Below are 16829 nucleotides of genomic sequence, written 5' to 3' on the forward strand. Positions count from 1 at the left end.
CACTTCGGGTGCGCGAGTTAAGCCGGACGCTTCCGGTTCGCATCGAGACGACGCAATGAGACCAGCAGACCGACTCGCGCAAAGCCGATGGCTCGCCGATGCGCGCGAGGAAATCGCCGCCGCGATTCGAACGTCCGATGAAACGTGGCTCCATGACATGAGCATGCGCTGGCGATGCCGCCTCGCGATGCTCGTCGCCGATTTCAGCGTGCGCGTGATGCTCCGCGAAGAAGGCATTGTCATGAAGCTGGAGCCGCCATCGGCCATGGATGGCGCGCTCATCGACGGCGACGACGGCAGACCGGATTCCCTTGCCCGCGCCGCCTGGATCAAGCTGTCGAAATTCGAAGAGCACGCGACCGCCGTTCTCGAAGCGAGCGCGCTCATTCAGGGCGACGCGCAATGCAACGCCTGCCACGAAACCGTTCTCGCGTGGCGTCAGATGCTCATTGCGGCGAACGAGTGGCCGAGAGAGGAAGCCGACCCTTACATCAGCCACGCATGCCGGCCGATATTGAAGCGGTTCATGAAGCTCGCTTCGTGCGCGACCGGCGGAAAGCAATTCGATCTCGCACGCGAAGGTGACTACGATGAGGCGTGGCGAGAGTTCGAAAACTTCTGCACCGACGAACGCGCTTTGGCCGTGACAGAATGGGGCCGCAAATATCGGCATCGGCAAGATGCGCCAGTCGAAAGCGCGTCGATGCCGCCTTCATACGCGACTGACAAAGGCATTCGGCCTGCTGCCTGATCGACGGTAAAGCGCCGGCGCTCAGAAGCGATGGCGCAGGCCGACCGTCGCTTCGACCTGGTTGCTCGTGGATGACGGCGCCGTGAGACCGTTGATCCACGCGACGCCCAACGGCGAGTTGCTGCTCGCGCTCACGCCTTGCCAGACACCTTGCACATAGACATCGGTGCGTCGCGAGAAGCTATAGCCCGCCATCGCGCTGACCTGGTTCCAGTGCGGATTGCCCGCGCCCGCGAGGCCGCCCGCGCGCGAATACGTGTAGGCGGCGGACAGTTCGACCGCCGGGGTCAGCGCATAGCGCAAATTGCCTTCGAAGTTTTGAACGTGCGTGCTCAAACCGGTCTGGAACAACTGCGTCAGATTGGTTTGCGTGTAGACGAAGCCCGCCACCGCCGGGCCGAACGCATAGTTCACGCCCGCGCCCCACGTCTGCTGGCGGCTCGACAGCGCGCCCAGCGGTACGGCGGTCGTCGTGAGCGCGCCGATCAGCGAGGAGCCGGTCGTATCGGTGACGGCGCCGTTTGCGTTGAGTTGTCCCGGTGTCGCGGCGTCGCTGTTGAGCTGCAGGAAACCCGCGCCGAAATTGAGCGGTCCCCACAAATACGAAATGCCGAGGCTGTATGCGCGATTGTTCGAAAAACCGCCAGACTGATTGGAGAATCCATATAACGCCCCGAGTTTGAATCCCGCAAAATCCGGGCTCTGATACTTCACGGCGTTGTTGATCTGAAATGAATCGTTGAGATTATCGATATCGAACGGATGCGCGAAGTGCGTGCCGCCATACTCGGTGCCCGTCAATGAAAGCGGCGCGACAAAGTCCACCATGTCGTCGGTCTGGCGGCCGAACGTGAGCACGCCGTAATCGCGGCTCGACAAACCGACATAGGCCTGACGATTGAAGATGCGGTTGCTCGACGTGTACTGGCCATTGTTAAGGTTGAAGCCGCTTTCCAGATTGAAGATGGCTTTCAATCCCGCGCCCAGATCTTCCGCGCCGCGCAAACCCCATCGGCTGTACTGGACCGGGCCGCTTTTCAATTCCCAGTTGCTGTGCCCGCTGCCGGTCGTGTTGATCTGACTGTTCGAATAAGTAATGCCCGCGTCTATGAGACCGTAGAGCGTGACGCTGCTTTGCGCATGGGCCGCGCCGGCGAGCGTGAACATCGTCGTCGCGCCGGATATAAGCAACTTGTTCATTTGCCTGGGCTCCATCGATCACGAGAAAACACGCAGTGCTTCCCCCACTTTATGCGACTGAATCGGCAACCGGCAACCTCAAAATTTCGCGCGGGAAAGTGAAGTATGCGAACGCTCAGAAATCGCGGCGCACGGAAAAAGTCATGGCCTTTTCGTGCTCGTGATTCACACCCAATTGCGGGTTGGCGGAAAAATGCCAGTCGTCGTCAGGCGTGGTGTCGTCGCGCGGACGCACCGGAACAGGAACCGAAGTCGGCGAAGAGGGCAGCGGCGAAACGCGGGCGAGTTGACTCAGATCAGGATGGACGCTTTTGTCGTACTTCGACAACGTTACGGCGTCCAGCGCGTCCTGAGTGCCTTTGAAACCATATCGCGAATGATGAGGCTTGGCGGCAGTATGAGCGCCTGCGGTCGAGACGACGGCCGGATAGGGAAAGAACAGCACATCCGCAGCGACTCGCTGAATAGGGTTCAATCGAGTTTGTTCACTGGCTGATGCAAAGTTGCCGACTAGAAAAGCCACGATGCCGGCGACCCAATATCTACTGATATGGCGTGTCATCGAATGCCTGCAAGACGCTACGGTGGTAAGAAAGCCCAGCGTTGTTAAATCATTTTAATTCATTTGACGGCGTACTGGATGGCAATACTGTCATTGAAGAAATAGTGTCTCGGGAATGAGTCACCTCGATTGCGCGCATACGCACGGCACCGACAAGCCGGAAATCGCGCAATGGCTATGGCCGTTCCGATTCAGGGCGATTCCCGGAGCACACGGAGTTCCGGCTGCACGGCGCCGTCGGTTGCATGTCGGGCTTGCGCCTGAGCGCGCTCGTCGGGGCGTGTGCGCGCGTCGCGTGCGTCCGGCGACGCATGAAGCTGCATCTGCGGCAACAGCATTTCGATGCCTGCTTCATCCATCTTGAGCTTGAGCCTTGCATTGAACGCACGCGCCACGCTCCATTGCTGTAGCGGCCGCGTCTTGATCTGCCCTTTCACCACGATGCAGTTCGCCTCGAAACGATCGAGGCCCCACACGTCGACCGGCGCCAGTATCTCGTTGCGAAAGCGAAAGTCGCTGCTCAGATCGGCGCCAACTTCGGCGATCATGCGCGTGATGTCGTCCAGTTTCGCGGAGAACGGTACGCGGACCTCGAATACCGCATTGGCGAAATCGCGCGACAGGTTCTTCACGATCTTGATCTGCGAGAACGGAATGGTGTGAACCGCGCCTTGCCCGTCGCGCAGGCGAACCGTGCGGATCGTGAGGTCCATCACGGTGCCGGCATGGCCGCCGTCGATATCGATCCAGTCGCCGACCGAGATCGTCTCCTCGACGATGATGAAGAGCCCCGTGATCAGATCGGTGACGAGCGACTTCGCGCCGAAGCCGACCGCGAGACCGATCACGCCCGCGCCGGCGAGCAGCGGCGTCAGATTGATGCCGAGACTCGCGGCCGCGACGATGGCCGCGAGGCTCGCGACCGTCACGAAGATCGCGTTGCGCACGAGCGGCAGCATGGTGCGTGCGCGCACGCCGGGACTGAGCGCCTTGTTGCGCGAGCTATTCGGGCCGAGCGCTTCGAGAATCACCGTGTCGATGATGATCCAGATGAACCACGCGCCGAACACTGTCGCAACGACCGCGATCAGCGCGTGTCTGAAACCGGGTGTCATCGCGCTGTGCTTGATGAGCCGCGCGATCGGTCCGCTCCAGAGTTCCAGTTCGAAACGCAGGTAGGCGAGCCAGATCAGGAGCACGACCAGCGTGCACCCAAAGTGCAGGAGCCGCGTCAGATGCGGCGCGCGGCGGCGCGCACGCGTGTCGCGCCGGCGCGTCAGATGCAGCAGCAGCGCGGAGGCGAACAGCGTGAGCACGAGCAGCGCCGCGCTGAGCAGCGACGGCCGCAGCACGTCGCCTTCGGCACCGCGTCCGTCGATGATCGCGACGACCGACGCGACCGCGATCAGCAGTATCGGGATATGCCACAGCGACGCGAGGATATCGAGCGCTTCGGTTGCGAACTGATGATCGCGTCTGCGTGCATACGGGCGATTGCGAATCAGATGCGTGACGGGCCGCCTGTAAGCGAGCGCGAAATAGCCGGAGAGCAACGCCGCGGCGAGACTGGCGAAGGTCGACACGATGCCCGCGAGATTCGGGCCGAGCTGGCGCATGACATCGGCGTTGGCGGTCGCATCGCCGAGCGCGCCGCATGCGCCGATCACGAAGAGCGGCCAGGTTGTGCGCGCAAGCAGTTGCTGCACGGCGACGCGACGATGCGCCGTGCTGAACACCGAGAATACGATCATGCAGATTGCCGAGAAGATGGCGCCCGCGACGATCGCATAAGCAATGACGAGCCCGAGCGTGCGGCCGAGCGCATCGGGCATCGAGTGCCCGAAGATCAGCACCGCGAGGAATGCGACGAACCACGGCCCGGTCTGTCGCAACGCGAAAGCGAGCAGTTGCGTCGACGTAGGATTCGGCGCAAGCGTGACGTTCCTGCCGAAGCGCGCGAAGATGCGCCGCTGAATGCGAATCAGCACGAACGCGCACAGCCCCCAGCCCGCGAGCGTCGCGCCCATTGCCGCAAGGATCTTGCCGAAGCTCTCGCCTCGCGCACCCGTGACGACGGCCCGCAACTCGCTTGCAGCGGCGCTCGAACGGACCGTCCAGGCACGCAAGGGCGTGAGGCCTCCACTCAGATTCGTTTCGACCGATGCAATGCCCGATGCGATCGCGCCGAGCAGATCGGTATTGGCGGGTGCGGGCGTGGCCGGCGCGGCCTTCTGCGTCGCGTCACGCAGCATCTTCAGTTGCGCGACGAATGCGCTGCGTTGCGCATCGTTGTCGAGCGTGCCGATGAGGCTGTTCAGCGAACGCACCATTTCGGCCTGACTCGCGGGTGAAGGCGCAGAGGCAGCCGGCGCTTCGGAGGCCGGCTGTGGCGAGATGAACTTTTGCATCGCGGCAGGCAGCGGCGCGGCCATTGCGGGCGAGGGGCACGCCGCGCATCCGATGCAGACTCCGAGCGCGATCATCCATGCTCGAGCGCCAGTCAGGACATGCCCCGCTCTTACGCGCCGCGCGAATGCGCTCATGGAGATTCCCTCCAGGATGTCATCCCCGTTCCGCGAGATCGCAAGCGAACTCGAAACACTGCAAGCGCGGCCTCTGCGGCTCTCGCGCAAAGATTAGCGTATCGAGCTCATCCGTGCCACGGGCGATGCATGCTGGCAAAAAGCGCGTTCATCGCGATCTCGCCAGCAAGTCGAGCCGTCTTAGTCGGCTGCGGCGCTCAACACGACGCGCCGGAAGAACTGCGCAAGCACGTCCTCGGCGAATTGCGCCGGCACCGATTGCGGGTCGGAGGAATAGAAGAACTGCACGCCGTCGCACAGCGCGATGAGGCCGAGCGCCATCTGTTCCGGCGGCATCGTGAGCGGCGTGCCCACGCGCTCGGAGAATGCCCTGATGTAATCGGTCGTGGTCTGCCGCAGCTCGCGCATCAGCGCATTGAAGCTCGCGCGGAATTTGGCGTCGCGGCTCGCGTGCAGCTTCGCTTCGACCCACAGCAGGAAACACGCGTTGTTCTGATAGCACTCGCTGTAGTACTGCAGCACGCGCGCTTCCATGTCGGCGCGTGAGGCCTCGCCATCCTCGAAGATCGTGGAGAGGCGCTGCATGATGGTGTCGTGATCGCGCTTGAGCACTTCGAGCAACAACTCGGCCTTGCTCGAAAAGTTCGAATAGAACGCGCCGCGCGTATAGCCCGCGTCGGCAGCCACATCCTCGACGCTCGATGCACCGAATCCTTTCTGCGTGAAAACCGTCTGCGCAGCGTCGAGCAGACGCTGGCGCGTCTGGTCACGGCTCTGCTCGCGAGTGAGACGTACAGGTTTCATGCGCGAAGTGTAGCATCGCGCGCCTTACAAATCCGTCTTTGCATTCGAATACATGGCTGTATTAGAATTCACTTCGTATTCGCGTCCGGGTCTTCGAAACCCTTGCCGGGCGGGGCTTACAAGTCGATGTCTTGAACCGCCCCGCTTCCGCTCGGTTCTCTGAATTATCGCCGGATCACCCTTTCCCTTGCTTCGCCCATGAGCCGCGCGCAGCCGTTTCGAGCTCGCGGCACCATGCCCTTGCGGGCGCCGAGGTTCCTGTGAAGCTCTTGCACTCACCCGCGTCGGCCGTGGCGCGCGCGGCATTCGTTCCTATCGTCTGTGTAATGCTCTTCGCCTGCAAGCGGCATGAAGCGCCCGCACCCGCGCCGCGCCCGGTCGTCGCCGTCGCGGCGCAAGCGGACGGTCACGCGAATGCATCCAGCTTGCCCGGACAGATCCAGTCGCGCTATTCGACGCCGCTTTCCTTTCGCATCAACGGCAAGATTCTCGAGCGGCGCGTGCGCCTCGGCGACAGCGTGAAGGCAGGGCAAGTCGTCGCCCGGCTCGATCCCGCCGACGTCGAGAAGAACAACGCGAGCGCCCGCGCGCAGCTCGACGCCGCCGAACATCAGCTCGTTTATGCGAAGCAGCAACTCGATCGCGATCGCGCACAGGCCGCGGAGCATCTCATCGCGCCCGCGCAGCTCGAACAGACGCAGAACGCCTATGCCTCCGCGCTCGCGCAGCGCAATCAGGCGCAGCAGCAGGCGGGACTGTCCGCCGATCAACTCCGCTACGCGACACTCGCCGCCGATCACGCGGGCGTCATCACCGCCGAGCAGGCCGACACCGGCCAGAACGTCACGGCGGGCCAGGCCATCTACACGCTTGCCTGGAGCGGCGATATCGACGTGATCTGCGACGTGCCCGAAGCCGCGCTCGGCGCGTTCGCCATAGGCAAGGAGGCCAGCGTGCGGCTCGCGGCATTGCCCGGGCAAACCTTCAGGGCGCGCGTGCGCGAGCTCTCGCCCGCCGCCGACACGCAAAGCCGCACCTGGCGCGCGAAGCTCACGCTCGAAGCACCGACACCCGACGTGCGCCTTGGCATGACCGCGGATATCGCGTTCGCCGGGTCCAATGGCGCGAAGGGCGCATTCACCATTCCATCGACGGCGCTGTTCCACGACAACGGCCATCCCGCCGTATGGATCGTCAAACAGCCGGGCGATGCGCTCGAACTGAGGCGCGTCGAAGTCGCGCGCTACGGCGAGCGCACGGTGACGCTCGCGGGCGGCATCGAAGCGGGCGAGCGCATCGTGTGGCAAGGCGTGCATACGGTGTCCGCGGGAGAAAAAGTGCGCGTCGTCGCGCCGCTGCATCCCGAGGACTTCGCGTCATGAGCGACACTCGCGAAGACGACAACGCGCATCGACACGAGGAAGGCCGCTTCAATCTCTCGGCGTGGGCGCTGCGACATCGCGCGCTCGTCGTGTTTCTCATCGCGATGGCGACAATCTTCGGCATCCTCGCCTACACGCGGCTCGCGCAGTCGGAAGATCCGCCCTTCACCTTCCGCGTGATGGTGATCCGCACGTTCTGGCCGGGCGCGACCGCGCGTCAGGTGCAGGAAGAAGTGACGGACCGCATCGCGCGCAAGCTGCAGGAAACGCCGTACACCGATTTCATGCGCAGCTATTCGCGCCCCGGCGAATCGCTCATCTTCTTTCAGATGAAGGATTCCGCGCCCGCGAAGGACGTGCCCGAAGAGTGGTATCAGATCCGCAAGAAAGTGGGCGATATCGCCGCGACCTTGCCGCCCGGCGTGCAAGGCCCGTTCTTCAACGACGAATTCGGCGACGTCTACACCACCATCTACGCGCTCGAAGGCGACGGCTTCTCGCCCGCGCAACTGCACGATTACGCCGATGCCTTGCGCACGGTTCTATTGCGCGTGCCGGGCGTCGCGAAGATCGATTACTTCGGCGATCAGGAAGAGCGCATCTACGTCGAGCTTCCCAACACGACGCTCACGCGCCTGAACATCTCGCCGCAGCAGATCGCGCAGGCCGTCGACGGGCAGAACGCCGTCTCGGCCGCAGGCGTGCTGACGACGCCCAACGACCGCGTGTTCGTGCGCCCGAGCGGGCAATTCAAAAGCGTGGACGCGCTCGCCGATACGCTCATCAACGTGAACGGCCGCTCGTTCCGACTCGGCGACATCGCGACGATCAGGCGCGGCTACATCGATCCGCCCGCCACCCAGATGCGCTCGGCGGGCACGCCCGTGCTCGGCATCGGCATCACGATGCAGCCGGGCGAGGACGTCGTGCGTCTCGGCAAGTCGCTCGACGAAGCGATGATCAAGTTGCGTGCGCAACTACCCGCGGGACTGAAGCTCACCGAAGTCTCCAGCATGCCGCACGCGGTCTCGCATTCCGTCGACGACTTTCTCGAAGCCGTCGCCGAAGCGGTCGTCATCGTGCTGATCGTGAGTCTCGTTTCGCTCGGCGTGCGCACGGGCATGGTGGTCGTGATCTCGATTCCGATCGTGCTCGCCGTCACTGCGCTCTTCATGTATCTGTTCGACATCGGCCTGCACAAGGTCTCCCTCGGCACGCTGATTCTTGCGCTGGGTCTTCTCGTCGATGACGCGATCATCGCCGTCGAGATGATGGCCGTGAAGCTCGAACAAGGCTGGAGCCGCGCGCGCGCCGCCGCGTTCGCCTACACGAGCACCGCGTTCCCGATGCTGACCGGCACGCTCGTCACCGTCGCGGGCTTCCTGCCGATCGCGCTTGCGAAATCGAGCACCGGCGAATACACGCGTTCGATCTTCGAAGTGTCGGCAATCGCGCTGATCGCTTCGTGGCTCGCGGCAGTCGTGCTGATTCCGTTGCTCGGCTACAAGCTCCTGCCCGAACGGAAGAAGGAAGCGCATTTGCCGGACGACCACGAACACGATATCTACGACACGAAGTTCTACGGACGCCTGCGAGGCTGGGTCGGCTGGTGCGTGAAGCGGCGTTTCATCGTGCTCGCGATCACGGTCGTGCTCTTCGTCATCGCGATGGCCGGCTTCACGATCGTGCCTCAACAGTTTTTCCCGAGCTCGGACCGTCCCGAACTGCTGATCGACGTCAGATTGCAGGAAGGCGCATCGTTCGAAGCGACCTTGCGCGAAGCGAAGCGGCTCGAAGAAGCGTTGAAGGGACGCGAAGAAATCGACCATGTCGTGAGCTTCGTCGGCACCGGCGCGCCGCGATTCTATCTGCCGCTCGATCAGCAATTGCCGACGCCGAACTTCGCGCAGTTCGTCGTCACCGCGAAGTCGGTGCAGGCGCGCGAGGCGCTCGCGCGCTGGCTCAATCCGATGTTGCGTGAGCGCTTCCCTGCCGTGCGCACGCGTTTGTCGCGGCTGGAGAACGGTCCGCCCGTCGGCTATCCGGTGCAGTTTCGCGTGAGCGGCGACGATATCGGCACCGTGCGTCACATCGCCGAACAGGTTGCCGCCGACATGCGCGCCGATGCGCGCACGGCCAACGTGCAGTTCGACTGGGACGAGCCTTCGGAGCGTTCGGTGCGCTTCGAGATCGATCAGCAGAAGGCGCGCGATGCGGGCATCTCGTCGCAGGACGTCGCGAGCTTTCTCGCCATGACGCTGACCGGCACCACGGTCACGCAGTATCGCGAGCGCGACAAGCTCATCAGCGTCGATTTGCGTGCGCCGCGTGCCGAGCGCGTCGATCCCGCGCGGCTCGCCACGCTCGCGATGCCGACGCCGCACGGGCCGGTGCCGCTCGGCGCGCTGGGACGCGTCGTCGATACGCTCGAATACGGCGTGATCTGGGAACGCGACCGCCAGCCGACCATCACCGTGCAATCGGACGTGAAGGGCGATGCGCAGGGCATCGACGTGACGCACGCCATCGACACGAAGCTCGACGCGATGCGCCGCGCGCTGCCGGTCGGTTATCGCGTCGAAGTGGGCGGCTCGGTCGAGGAAAGCGGCAAGGGCCAGGCTTCGATCAACGCGCAGATTCCGGTGATGGTGATCGTCGTGCTGACGCTTCTGATGATCCAGTTGCAGAGCTTCTCGCGCGTGATGATGGTCGTGCTCACCGCGCCGCTCGGACTGATCGGCGTCGTGGTGACGCTGCTCGCATTCGGCAAGCCGTTCGGCTTCGTCGCGATGCTCGGCGTGATCGCGATGTTCGGCATCATCATGCGCAACTCGGTGATTCTCGTCGATCAGATCGAGCAGGACATCGCGTCCGGACACAAGCGTTTCGATGCGATCATCGGCGCGACGGTGCGACGTTTCCGGCCCATCACGCTGACGGCCGCGGCCGCCGTGCTCGCGCTGATTCCGCTTCTGCGCAGCAACTTCTTCGGCCCGATGGCGACCGCGCTGATGGGCGGCATCACGAGCGCGACCGTGCTCACCCTCTTCTATCTGCCCGCGCTCTACGCCGCGTGGTTTCGCGTGAAGCTCGACGAACGCGAAGGAGCATCGACATGAATCGCCGGCTTGTGATGACTGCGGCGTGCATCGCGCTCGGCGCATGCGCGTTAAGACCCGATGGCAAGCCGCCCGCGATGCCGCAACCCGCGCATTACGGCGCGCAGCCGCAAGCGCAAGCGAGCGTCACGGCCGAAGGCGCGTCTCAGCGCTTCGTCGCGGGCGCGCCGCCCGTGCCCGCATGGTGGAAGCTGTATCGATCGGATGCGTTGAATGCGCTCGTCGATGAAGGTTTGCGCGCGAGCCCGAATCTCGCGGCGGCCGACAAGAGCCTCGTCGCCGCGCGCGAACAGTTGCGTGCGCAAGTAGGTTCGTCGCTGTTGCCGCAGATCGACGCGGGCGCGCAAGCGACGCGGCAACGCGGCTTCGGCATTCCCGAAGCCGGCCCGCCGACCGTGCTCTACAACCTCTTCGTCGGGCAGATTCAGGCGCAATACACGTTCGATCTCTTCGGCGCAGCGCGTTTTGCGAATGCGGCGCTTGCCGCGCAGGTCGATCAACAGGCCTTTCAGCTCGACGCCGCACGTCGCGCGCTTGCGGCCAACATCGTGACGGGCGCGATCGGCGCGGCGGCGTTGCATGCGCAGATCGACGTGACCGAACGCCTCGTCGCGCTCGCCAACGACGATGCGCATGATGCGCAGCGCCGCTATGCGCTCGGTTCCGCGTCGCGTGCCGAGATGCTCAATGCGCAGCAGAACGCTGCGTCGCTCGCATCGCAATTGCCGGGCTTGCGCGCGCAATGGCTCGCGACGCGCCACGCGCTCGCGGTGCTGCTTGGACGCACGCCCGATCAGGCGCCCGGCGATCTCGATCTCGCGAGCCTCGCCGTGCCGTCCGATGTGCCGGTCGTGCTGCCATCTACGCTGTTGCAGACACGCCCCGACATCCAGGCCGCCGATGCCGCAGTGAAGGCCGCCGCCGCGCAAGTCGGCGTCGCGACCGCGCAGATGTATCCGAGCCTCTCGATATCCGCGTCGATGGGCAAAGGCGGCTTCGACTGGCCGACCGCGCTGTCAGGCGCGGGCGCGTTGTGGAGCGTGGGCGCATCGCTGTCGCAGCCGATTTTTCATGGCGGCGCGCTGCTCGCGCAACGCCGCGCGGCCATCGCCACGTATGACGCTGCCGTCGCGCAATACAAGCAGACCGTGCTCTCGGCGTTTCAAAACGTCGCGAACACGCTGGCGTCGCTCGAAACCGACAGCGAAGCGCTCGCCTTCGCCGACAGCGCGAGCAACGCGGCGCGCGATGCATCGGCGGATGCGGCGGCGCGTGTGCGGCTGGGCGCAATCCCGCCGCGCGCCGCACGCGGCAGCGAGCAGCAGTATCTCGACGCGCGCCTCTCGACGATCCGCGCGAGCAGCGCGCGCCTGAGCGACACCGCCGCGCTCTTTCAGGCGATGGGCTCGTCCGTTGCGCCGGGTGCGAGCGTCGCGCGTGCCGATAACGCGACGCGCGAGTAGAGCTCGGCCATCGCGCCTGGGTTTTGTCACCGCGATATCGAAAGGGCGCTCGTCGGTCACGGTGCCGTGGGCAACGCTGCTCGTCCCGGTCGGTCTGTACATCATCATTCACGTCATGCTCGCCCAATGGCTGCGGCGGCGACCATCCGCAAGGATTTGTTTCGATGCCCGGCATTGGGCGATCAGCACGGCTGCGGTAAATGCCGCAAGGCCCGCCATGACGAGACCGAAGCCGTGCGCATAACCCGCGTCAGTTCTTCTCCGCCACCACCTGATCGAACGTCCCGCCATCGGCGAAATGCGTCTGCTGCGCCTTTTGCCAGCTTCCGAACATCTGCTCGACGGTGAAGGTCTTCATCGGCCTGAACTCGGCCGCATGCCTGGCGAGCACGTCCGCGTTACGCGGCCGCAGATGATGCTGCGCGATGATCTCCTGCCCCGCGGGCGTGAACAGGAAGTCGAGATACGCCTGGGCTTCCTTGCGCGTGCCGCGCTTGTCCACCACCTTGTCGACGATCGATACCGGCGGCTCCGCGAGCAGACTCACCGACGGATACACGGCCTCGAAGTCCTTCGCGCCCGGCCCCGCGCTCATCAGACCGACTTCGTTCTCGAAGGTGACGAGCACATCGCCGATGCCGCGCTGCGTGAAGGTCGTCGTCGCGCCGCGCCCGCCCGTATCGAGCACGGGCACGTTCCTGAAGACGGCCTTCTCGAAGTCCTGCGCCTGCGCGTCCGTTGCGCCCTGCTGCTTCTTGTAGCCCCACGCCGCGAGATACGCGTATCGCCCGTTGCCCGATGTCTTCGGATTGGCGATCACCGCCTGCACGCCGGGCCGCGCGAGATCGCTCCAGTCCTTGATGTTCTTCGGATTGCCCTTGCGCACCAGAAAGACCATCGTCGTCGTGTAAGGCGCGCTGGCATCGGGCAGGCGGCTGCGCCAGTTGGCGGGCACGAGTTGCCCGCGCTCGGCGAGCAGGTCGATGTCGTTGGGCTGGTTCATCGTGACGACGTCGGCCTGCAATCCCTGCGTCACCGACAACGCCTGCGCGCTCGATGCGCCATGCGACTGCCGCACCGATACCGTCTCGCCCGTCTTCTTCTTGTAGTCCGCGACGAAGGCCGCGTCGATGTCCTTGTACAGCTCGCGCGTCACGTCGTAGGACACGTTGAGCAGCGTCGTGTCCGCCTGCGCGATGCTCGCCGCGATGCCGAGTGCAACGGTGATGACCAGCTTGTTATAGACCGCCATTTTTTCTCCAGAGACAGGGTTCGAATCACACCAACGAACAAAGGCCGCCCGAAGGCGGCCATGCATCCTACACACATCCTTGCGCTGCGGTATCAGCCGTAGGCGCGCGCTTCCTCTTCTTCGAATTCGGGCGCGGCACGGCGCGCGAGCGTTTCGACGAAATGCTTCGCGAGCGGCCACGGTCCGAATCCCGCCGATGTATTGATATGCCCCGCGTCGCCGAGATTCACGAACGCGCTGTTCCAGCGCTGCGCGAGCGTGCGCGCGTCGTCGAGCGGCATCCACGGATCGGTCTCGCTGCCGACGACGAGCGAAAGCGTATCGAGGCGGCGCGCGGTGAACGCGCCCGCGAAACGGAACTTCGCGGGGCTCGCGGGCGCAACGAACAGCACGCCCTTCACGTTCGCGGCATGCGCATCGAACGCGCCTGCGTGGGACAGCGCATGCGCCGTCGCGAGACACCCGAAGCTATGCGCCGCGATGACGACAGGACCGTCGATGCTCGCGAGCACGTCGCGAACGGCGTCGCTCCAGATGGCGAGATTCGGCGTACTCCAGTCGCGCTGCTCGACCCGCCGCGCGCCGGGCGTCTCGCGCTCGAGCCAGCTCTGCCAGTGCGCGTCCTCGCTGCCGTGCAGTCCCGGCACGATCACGAGCGTCACCGGCGGCAACGACGAAAAACCTGACGTTCCTGCGTCCCGCGCGTTGCGCTCATTCATCTTCGGTCCTCGCTCGCCTCGAACTAGCCAGACTCCATTCTCGGGCAGCGCAAGGGTGCGGCTAACCAATATTTCGTCATTTGTTTATGGCGATGACGTCGGGGGCGCGCCGCTATAATCGCAACTCGCCGCGACCGCCTCTTGCCCTTCCATTCTCATGTCCACTCGTCGCCCGTCCATTTCGCCCGATTCACACGTTCCGCTCTACACGCAAATCAAGGACGTGTTGCGCACCGGCATTCTCGATGGCCGCTATGAACCGATGAGCCGCATGCCTTCGGAAAGCGAGCTGATGGCGATGTTCGACGTCAGCCGCATCACGATCCGGCAGGCGCTAGGCGACCTGCAAAAGGAAGGGCTGATCTTCAAGGTGCACGGCAAAGGTTCGTTCGTGTCGCAGCCGAAGACGTTCCAAAACGTGACATCGTTGCAGGGTTTCGCCGAGGCGATGTCGGAGAGCGGACACGAGATCATCAACCGCGTCGTGCAACTGCGTTTCGTGCCCGCGCCCGCGGAAGTCGCGGCGCGGCTCGGTCTCGCTGAAGGCAGCAGCGTTGCCGAGATTCATCGTGTGCGTCTGCTCAATCGCTCGCCGGTTTCGTACGAAGTGACGTTTCTGCCCGAAGCCATCGGGAAACGCCTGAAACGCGCGGAGCTGGCGACACGCGATATCTTCCTGATGCTGGAAAACGACTGTGCCGTGCCGCTCGGTCACGCGCAACTCGCAATAGACGCCATCGCAGCCGCACCCGATATCGCCGATGCGCTCGATGTCAAGAAAGGCGCGCCGCTCCTGCGCATCGAGCGTCTCACGCACGATGCAGAGGGCAAACCCATCGACTTCGAGTACCTCTATTTTCGCGGCGATACATTTCAGTACCGGCTGCGCATCGATCGCGAACGAGCGGCCGCCGGCGCGCCGCGCGTTATTCGAAGCAGGCAGAAGCAAAGCAAAAACAATTGATTCCCACGCGGTTCGCGTGCTCCTAGAATCTGATCCTGACTTGTCATAACAAGTAGAGATTCCAGATCATGCAGACTCACGAACTCGAATACGACATCGTCGTCGTTGGGGGCGGCACGGCCGGCCCGATGGCCGCCATCAAGGCGAAGCAGCACGACCCGAGCCTGCGCGTGCTGCTCATCGACAAGGCGCACGTGAAGCGCAGCGGCGCGATCTCGATGGGCATGGACGGCCTGAACAACGCCGTCATTCCCGGCCACGCGACGCCCGAGCAGTACACGAAGGAAATCACCGTGGCGAACGACGGCATCGTCAATCAGGCCACGATCTACGCCTATGCACGCCACAGCTTCACGACGATCGAGGAACTCGACCGCTGGGGTGTGAAGTTCGAGAAGGATCACACCGGCGACTATGCGGTGCGCAAGGTGCATCACATGGGCGCCTACGTGCTGCCGATGCCCGAAGGCCACGATGTCAAGAAGGTGCTCTACCGGCAGTTGAAACGCGCGCGTGTGGACATCACGAATCGCATCGTCGCAACGCGCTTGCTGAATAGCCCCAACGGCGAGATCGCGGGCGTGATGGGTTTCGATTGCCGCAGCGCCGATTTCTACGTGATTCGCGCGAAAGCCGTGATTCTCTGCTGCGGCGCGGCCGGGCGACTGGGCTTGCCCGCATCGGGCTATCTGATGGGCACCTACGAGAATCCGACCAATGCCGGCGACGGCTACGCGATGGCCTATCACGCGGGCGCGGAACTCTCGAACCTCGAATGCTTCCAGATCAATCCGCTCATCAAGGACTACAACGGTCCGGCGTGCGCGTATGTGACGGGCCCGCTCGGCGGCTATACGGCGAACGGCAAGGGCGAGCGCTTCATCGAATGCGATTACTGGAGCGGGCAAATGATGTGGGAGTTCTATCAGGAACTCCAGAGCGGCAACGGCCCGGTGTTCCTGAAGCTCGATCATCTCGCGGAGGAAACGATTCAGACGATCGAGACGATCCTGCACACCAACGAGCGGCCGAGCCGCGGACGCTTTCACGCGCGACGCGGCAACGACTATCGCACGCGCATGATCGAGATGCATATCTCCGAGATCGGCCTTTGCAGCGGACACAGCGCATCGGGCGTATGGGTCGACGAACACGCGCGCACATCCGTGCAAGGGCTTTACGCCGCGGGCGACATGGCCGCCGTGCCGCATAACTACATGCTCGGCGCGTTCACCTACGGCTGGTTCGCAGGTGTCGACGCGGCCTCGCATGTCGCGGGCCGCGCATTGCCCGCGCTCGATGCATCGCAGATCGAGCGCGAACGTGTTCGCATCTTCGCGCCGCTGTCGCGCGCACACGGCCTGCCGCCCGGGCAGGTCGAATACAAGCTGCGCCGCTTCGTCAATGACTATCTGCAGCCGCCGAAGGTCACGCGGCGCATGGAAATAGGCCTGCAGCGTTTCGCCGAAATCCGCGAGGACGTCGATCGTCTCGCCGCCGCCGATGCGCATGAACTGATGCGCGCCGCCGAAGTCGCCGCGATTCTCGATTGCGCCGAAATGGCCGCGCGTGCATCGCTCTTTCGCACCGAGAGCCGCTGGGGTCTTTATCACCATCGCGTCGATTATCCCGAGCGCAACGATGACGAATGGTTCTGCCATGCGCATCTGAAGAAGGATGCAGCCGGGCGCATGATCTCGTTCAAGAAACCCGTGGAACCGTATGTGGTTCCCGTCGACGAGTCCGAGCGCGGCGCGTATTCGCGTTTGCGTGTGGCTCGCGCGTCGCAGCCCGTCGCTGCATAGGAGAAAGAAAATGGCCCTCGTGCCCCGCGAAGCGCGTCTGCGCTCGAGCCTTCCCGTGATGATCGACGAAGAGAAGTGCATCGCCGACAAGGGCTGCACGGTCTGCATCGACGTCTGTCCGATGGACCTGCTCGCGATCGACCCCGAAACCGGCAAGGCGTTCATGAAGTTCGACGAATGCTGGTACTGCATGCCCTGCGAGCGCGATTGTCCGACCAATGCCGTGCATGTCGACATTCCGTATCTTCTTCGATGATGACGCGCC

At 63.9% G+C, this 16829-nt stretch carries 13 protein-coding genes; 7 read left to right on the forward strand and 6 right to left on the reverse strand.

What is annotated here, in order from left to right; genetic code table 11:
* Nucleotides 1-55: 55 nt before the first annotated feature.
* A complete protein-coding gene (locus tag NCS58_RS19505; RefSeq protein ID WP_061118014.1) occupies nt 56-751 on the forward strand; it encodes a hypothetical protein in 696 nt (231 codons plus the stop codon).
* A 21-nt stretch (nt 752-772) separates the two neighbouring features.
* Here the strand turns inward: NCS58_RS19505 and NCS58_RS19510 are convergent, their stop codons facing one another.
* The 4 genes from NCS58_RS19510 to NCS58_RS19525 all read right to left on the reverse strand — a co-directional run bounded on the left by NCS58_RS19510 (nt 773) and on the right by NCS58_RS19525 (nt 5860).
* Nucleotides 773-1951: a porin gene (locus tag NCS58_RS19510; RefSeq protein ID WP_061118013.1), complete on the reverse strand. Its 1179-nt coding sequence runs from the start codon at nt 1949-1951 to the stop codon at nt 773-775.
* A gap of 115 nt (nt 1952-2066) precedes the next feature.
* A complete protein-coding gene (locus tag NCS58_RS19515; RefSeq protein WP_250490476.1) occupies nt 2067-2513 on the reverse strand; it encodes a hypothetical protein in 447 nt (148 codons plus the stop codon).
* Nucleotides 2514-2704: 191 nt separating this feature from the next.
* Nucleotides 2705-4996 (reverse strand): mechanosensitive ion channel family protein, encoded by a 2292-nt coding sequence (locus NCS58_RS19520; protein WP_409241432.1) that lies wholly within the window; start codon nt 4994-4996, stop codon nt 2705-2707.
* Between the two features lie 240 nt (nt 4997-5236).
* Entirely contained in the window at nt 5237-5860 is a 624-nt protein-coding gene (locus NCS58_RS19525) for a TetR/AcrR family transcriptional regulator (RefSeq protein ID WP_061118011.1), read from the reverse strand.
* 260 nt (nt 5861-6120) lie between these two features.
* On the opposite strand from NCS58_RS19525, the gene NCS58_RS19530 reads away from it, so the two are divergent.
* The 3 genes from NCS58_RS19530 to NCS58_RS19540 are packed head-to-tail and all read left to right on the forward strand — an operon-like array spanning nt 6121 to nt 11824.
* Complete coding sequence (locus tag NCS58_RS19530; RefSeq protein WP_061118010.1) at nt 6121-7242, forward strand: efflux RND transporter periplasmic adaptor subunit; 1122 nt, start codon at nt 6121-6123, stop codon at nt 7240-7242.
* Complete coding sequence (locus NCS58_RS19535; RefSeq protein ID WP_250477465.1) at nt 7239-10361, forward strand: efflux RND transporter permease subunit; 3123 nt, start codon at nt 7239-7241, stop codon at nt 10359-10361. The genes NCS58_RS19530 and NCS58_RS19535 overlap by 4 nt, the downstream gene beginning before the upstream one ends.
* The gene (locus NCS58_RS19540; protein ID WP_061118008.1) at nt 10358-11824 is read left to right on the forward strand and encodes an efflux transporter outer membrane subunit; all 1467 of its coding nucleotides are present in this window, start codon (nt 10358-10360) and stop codon (nt 11822-11824) included. The genes NCS58_RS19535 and NCS58_RS19540 overlap by 4 nt, the downstream gene beginning before the upstream one ends.
* Nucleotides 11825-12074: 250 nt before the next feature.
* Here NCS58_RS19540 and NCS58_RS19545 read toward each other — a convergent pair whose 3' ends face one another.
* A complete protein-coding gene (locus NCS58_RS19545; protein WP_061118007.1) occupies nt 12075-13076 on the reverse strand; it encodes a sulfate ABC transporter substrate-binding protein in 1002 nt (333 codons plus the stop codon).
* Nucleotides 13077-13168: 92 nt separating this feature from the next.
* The gene (locus tag NCS58_RS19550) at nt 13169-13795 is read right to left on the reverse strand and encodes an alpha/beta hydrolase (protein ID WP_061118006.1); all 627 of its coding nucleotides are present in this window, start codon (nt 13793-13795) and stop codon (nt 13169-13171) included.
* Nucleotides 13796-13952: 157 nt separating this feature from the next.
* On the opposite strand from NCS58_RS19550, the gene NCS58_RS19555 reads away from it, so the two are divergent.
* From NCS58_RS19555 to NCS58_RS19565, 3 genes are all read left to right on the forward strand, one after another.
* The gene (locus NCS58_RS19555; protein WP_061118005.1) at nt 13953-14759 is read left to right on the forward strand and encodes a GntR family transcriptional regulator; all 807 of its coding nucleotides are present in this window, start codon (nt 13953-13955) and stop codon (nt 14757-14759) included.
* A gap of 68 nt (nt 14760-14827) precedes the next feature.
* The gene (locus tag NCS58_RS19560) at nt 14828-16564 is read left to right on the forward strand and encodes a fumarate reductase/succinate dehydrogenase flavoprotein subunit (protein WP_250477466.1); all 1737 of its coding nucleotides are present in this window, start codon (nt 14828-14830) and stop codon (nt 16562-16564) included.
* A gap of 10 nt (nt 16565-16574) precedes the next feature.
* Nucleotides 16575-16820, forward strand: a complete 246-nt coding sequence (locus NCS58_RS19565; RefSeq protein ID WP_061118003.1) for a ferredoxin family protein — start codon at nt 16575-16577, stop codon at nt 16818-16820.
* Nucleotides 16821-16829 lie beyond the last annotated feature (9 nt).

It is taken from the genome of Caballeronia sp. INML3B (assembly GCF_023631305.1).
GTDB lineage: Bacteria > Pseudomonadota > Gammaproteobacteria > Burkholderiales > Burkholderiaceae > Caballeronia > Caballeronia turbans.